This is a genomic window from Streptomyces sp. cf386 (assembly GCF_900103585.1).
Taxonomy (GTDB): Bacteria; Actinomycetota; Actinomycetes; order Streptomycetales; family Streptomycetaceae; genus Streptomyces.
The window spans coordinates 1-4,466 of the sequence record NZ_FNHV01000048.1; the positions used below are offsets into that span (position 1 = coordinate 1).

Genomic DNA, 4,466 nt, shown 5'->3' on the forward strand with positions numbered 1-4,466 from the left:
CTGGTCACTCGGGTGGACGCAGGGGATGTGGCGGCGGGTGATCTGGATGAGGTGGCGGGTCGTGCGGCGCGTGAGGCGGTTCGGCGGCTGGATCCGGCGGCCGGTGTGATGGTGCGGGTGGTGTGGGTGGATGCCGGTCCGGATCGTGTGGGCCGGTTGGTGTTGGTGGTGCATCACCTGGTGGTGGACGGCGTCTCATGGCGGATCCTCCTGCCGGACCTTCAGTCCGCCTGCGAGGCCGTAGCCACCGGTGGCACGCCACAACTCGCCCCCGTGGCAACGTCGTTCAAGAAGTGGGCCGACCTCCTGACCGACCAGGCCACGTCGGCCACCCGAGTCGCAGAGTCGGAGACCTGGGGCGAACTGTCGCGCGTGCCGCAAGTCCTCCTGACAGAAAGGGAGTTGGACCAAAGCATCGACACGGCCGGGACCATGACGCACCGGTCCTGGACCGTCCCGGCGCGGGACGCGGCCCAGTTGGTGAACGCGGCACCCTCGCTCTTCCACTGCGGCGTGCACGAGGTGCTGCTCGCCGCGCTCGCGGGTGCGGTGGCCCGATGGCGGCCGGAAACTGCGAACGGCCTGCTCGTCGACGTCGAGGGGCATGGCCGCGAACCTGTCGCCGGTACGGATCTGTCGCGCACCGTCGGCTGGTTCACGAGCAGCCACCCGGTACGCCTTGCGGCCAACGGCGTGGACCTGGAAGAGGTCCTGCAGGGTGGTCCGGCGGTCGGCGAACTGCTGAAGGCCGTCAAGGAACAGGTGCGGACCGCGCCCGGCGGCGACGGTCTGGGCTACGGACTGCTGCGGTACCTCAACCCGCAGACGAGCCCCGTCCTGGCCGAACTGCCCGCCGCACAGATCGGCTTCAACTACCTGGGCCGTTTCACCACAGGCGGCGACCGGCAGTCGGCCACCGCCGTGGAGGCCTGGCAGCTGACCGGCCAGACCGCGATCGGCGGCTCGATCCCACCGCAGACGCCCGCCCTGCACACCCTCGAAGCCGCCGCGACCGTCCAGGACCACCCCGACGGCCCGGAGCTGACCGTCACCCTCAGCTGGCCCGGCGGTCTGCTCGACGAGGCGGCGGCGCGGGAGCTGGGCCAGCTATGGGTGGCCATCCTCAGCGCGCTGGCCGCGCACACGGTCGGCCCCGCCGCCGGCGGCCACACCCCGTCCGACTTCCCCCTCGTCCGCCTCACCGGGCACGGCGTGGCGGAACTGGAAGCCCGGGTGCCCGACCTGGCCGACGTCTGGCCACTGTCGCCGCTGCACGAAGGCATGCTCTTCCACGCGGCCTACGACGACGAGGGGCCGGACGTCTACCAGACGCAGCGTCTGCTGGCCCTCGACGGCCCACTCGACACGGCACGTCTGCGCGCGGCCTGGGAGGCGGTACTCGCCCGGCACCCGGCACTGCGGGCCGGGTTCCACGAGCAGGACTCCGGCGAGGCGGTCCAGGTCGTCGCGCGGAACGTGGAACTCCCGTGGCACGAGGCCGACCTCTCCGGACTTCCGGAGTCCGAGGCACTGGCGGAGGCCGAGCGGCTGGCCCGGAGCGACCTGGCGCGGCGCTTCGACCTGACGAAGCCGCCCCTGCTGCGCCTGCTGCTGGTCCGCCTGGGCGACAACCGGCACCGGCTCGCCATCACCTGCCACCACATCCTGCTGGACGGCTGGTCGATGCCGATCGTCCTCAACGAGGTGTCGGCCGTCTACGCGGACGGCCGTGACGCCCCGACCCTGAAGCGAGTGGCTTCCTACCGGGACTACCTGGTGTGGCTCGGCCGTCAGGACAAGGAGGCCGCGCGCGCCGCCTGGCAGAAGGAACTGGCCGGCGCGGACGAGCCGACCCTGGTCGCGCCCGCCTCCTCCCCTGCCCCCGCGGGCAGTTCGGCCACGACATCGGACGTCGTCTGGGAGGAGTGGTCCCTGGAACGGACCGCGGAGCTCACCGAGTGGGCGCGCTCGCGGGGCCTGACGGTGAACACGGTGGTGCAGGGCGCCTGGGCGCTGGTGCTGGCGCGCCTCGCGGGCCGTACGGATGTCGTCTTCGGCGGCACCGTGGCGGGACGGCCTGCCGAACTGCCGGACGTCGAGTCGATGGTGGGCCTGTTCATCAACACCCTCCCCGTGCGCGTACGACTCGACGCCGACCAGCCGGTGGCGCGGATGCTCACCGAGCTCCAGGAACGGCAGGCCGCACTGATCGCCCATCAACACCTCGGTCTGCCCGGCATCCAGCAACTCGCCGGTCCCGGCGCGACGTTCGACACGATGCTGATGTTCGAGAACTACCCGCGCGGATCCGTCGCGCTCTCCGGTTCCGACCGTCCGGCCGACGAAGTGACGATCACCCGCCTGCACACCGTGGCCGGCACGCACTACCCGCTGGCATTGGGCGTCGTCCCCACCGACCGGCTCCGCGTGGTGATGACCTACCGACCGGACCTCTTCGACCGGGAGCAGGCCGGCCTGATCGCCCGGCGCGTGGTGGGGGTGCTGGACGAGATGCTGCGGAACCCGCTCGCGCCGGTGGGCCGGGTGGGTGTGCTGGGTGGGGCGGAGCGTGCGGCCGTGCTCGGCGGATCGAGTGCGGCGGCGAGTGGGCTCCTGAACGGTTCGGTACCGGAGCTGATCGCCGAGCGGGTGCGGGAGTCGGAGGGGGCGATCGCGCTCGTGGAGGGTGATCGGTCGCTGTCGTACGGGGAGTTGTGGGCCGCCTCGGGTCGTGTCGCGTCGTATCTCGCGGGCGCAGGTGTGCGGCGTGGTGATCGGGTCGCGGTGGTGATGGAGCGGTCCGTCGAGGTTGTGGCGGTGCTCCTGGGGGTGTGGCGTGCGGGGGCGGCGTATGTCCCTGTGGACGCGGGGTCTCCGGTTGAGCGGGTGGCGTTGGTGTTGGCGGATTGCGCTCCGGCGGTGGTGGTGTGTGCGGAGGCGACGCGTGCGGTGGTGCCGGAGGGTGCCGGCGTGCGGGTCGTCGTGGTGGACGAGCCCGCCACTGCGGCCGAGGTGGCCGGGAGCGCCGACGGGTACCGGCTGCCGCCGATCGCTGCCGCTGATGTGGCGTATGTGATGTACACGTCCGGGTCGACAGGCGTGCCGAAGGGCGTGGCGGTGCCACACGGCAGTGCGGCCGCGCTGGTCGGTGAGCGTGAGTGGCACGTGAGTCCCGACGACACGGTGCTCATGTATGCGCCGCACGCCTTCGACGCGTCCATGTACGAGGTGTGGGTGCCGTTGGCTGCCGGCGGGCGCGTGGTGATTGCCGAGCCCGGCATCCTCGACGGCCGGCGGATGCAGGCGTACGTGGCCGACGGAGTGACGGCCGCCTTCGTCACGGCGGGCCTGTTCCGGGCCCTGGCCGAGGAGGCACCGGAGTGCTTCGCGGGCCTGCGCGAGGTGCTGAGCGGCGGTGACGTGGTGCCGGCCGCGTCGGCGGCCCGGGTGCGGGAGGCCTGCCCGGGCCTGGCGGTCCGCAACTGCTACGGGCCGACCGAGGTGACCATGTGCGTGACCTGGCACCAGGTGCGGCCCGACGAGCCGTTGGGTTCCGTGCTGCCCATCGGCGGGCCCATGCCGGGCCGCCGTACCTACGTACTGGACGCGTTCCTGCACCCGGTGCCGCCGGGCGTGACCGGTGAGCTCTACGCGGGCGGTGAGGGTCTGGCGCTGGGGTATTGGGGGCAGGCGGGTCTGTCGGCGGAGCGGTTTGTGGCGTGTCCGTTCGTGCCGGGTGAGCGGATGTACCGGACCGGTGACCTGGTGCGGTGGACCGATGAGGGCTCTCTTGTCTTTGTCGGGCGTGCGGATGCGCAGGTGAAGATCCGTGGGTTCCGGGTGGAGTTGGGTGAGGTGGAGGCGGCGCTCGCGGCGCATCTGTCGGTGGCCCAGGCGGTGGTGACGGCGCGGGCCGATCACACGGGAGAGCTCCGCCTCACCGGATACGTCATCCCCGGCGGGCCGGACGGTGTGGAGGCCGACGACGTGCGCGCGTACGCCGCCACCCGGCTGCCCGACTACATGGTCCCCACCGCCGTCCTCGCGCTCGACGCCTTCCCCGTGACCAGGAACGGCAAGCTCGACCGGGCGGCCCTGCCCGCACCCGAAGTCGCCGAGAGGAACACCGGACGCGAGCCGGAGACGGAGGCGGAGGCGATCCTCTGCCGGTTGGTCGCCGAGTTGCTGGGGCTGGAGCGGGTCGGCGTCGACGACAACTTCTTCGAGCTGGGCGGCGACTCGATCATGTCGATGCAGCTCGTGGCACGCGCCCGGCGTGCAGGCCTGGCGCTGAAGGTGCAGGACGTCTTCGCCCAGGCGACCCCGGCGGCGCTTGCCGCGGTGGCGGGGACGGCGAGCGATGACGACGCCGTTGCGGCCGAGGTCGACGCTGGTGTGGGTGTGGTGCCGTGGACGCCGGTGATGCGGGCGTTGGGGGAGCACGCTGCGGCGCCGGAGTTCGCGCA

The 4,466-nt window shown here is 72.2% G+C and carries 1 protein-coding gene; it reads left to right on the plus strand.

Annotation, left to right across the window (positions count from 1 at the left end):
* Nucleotides 1-108: 108 nt before the first annotated feature.
* The coding region (locus tag BLU79_RS47190; RefSeq protein ID WP_256333777.1) for an amino acid adenylation domain-containing protein at nt 109-4,466 on the plus strand (4,358 nt) is incomplete at its 3' end.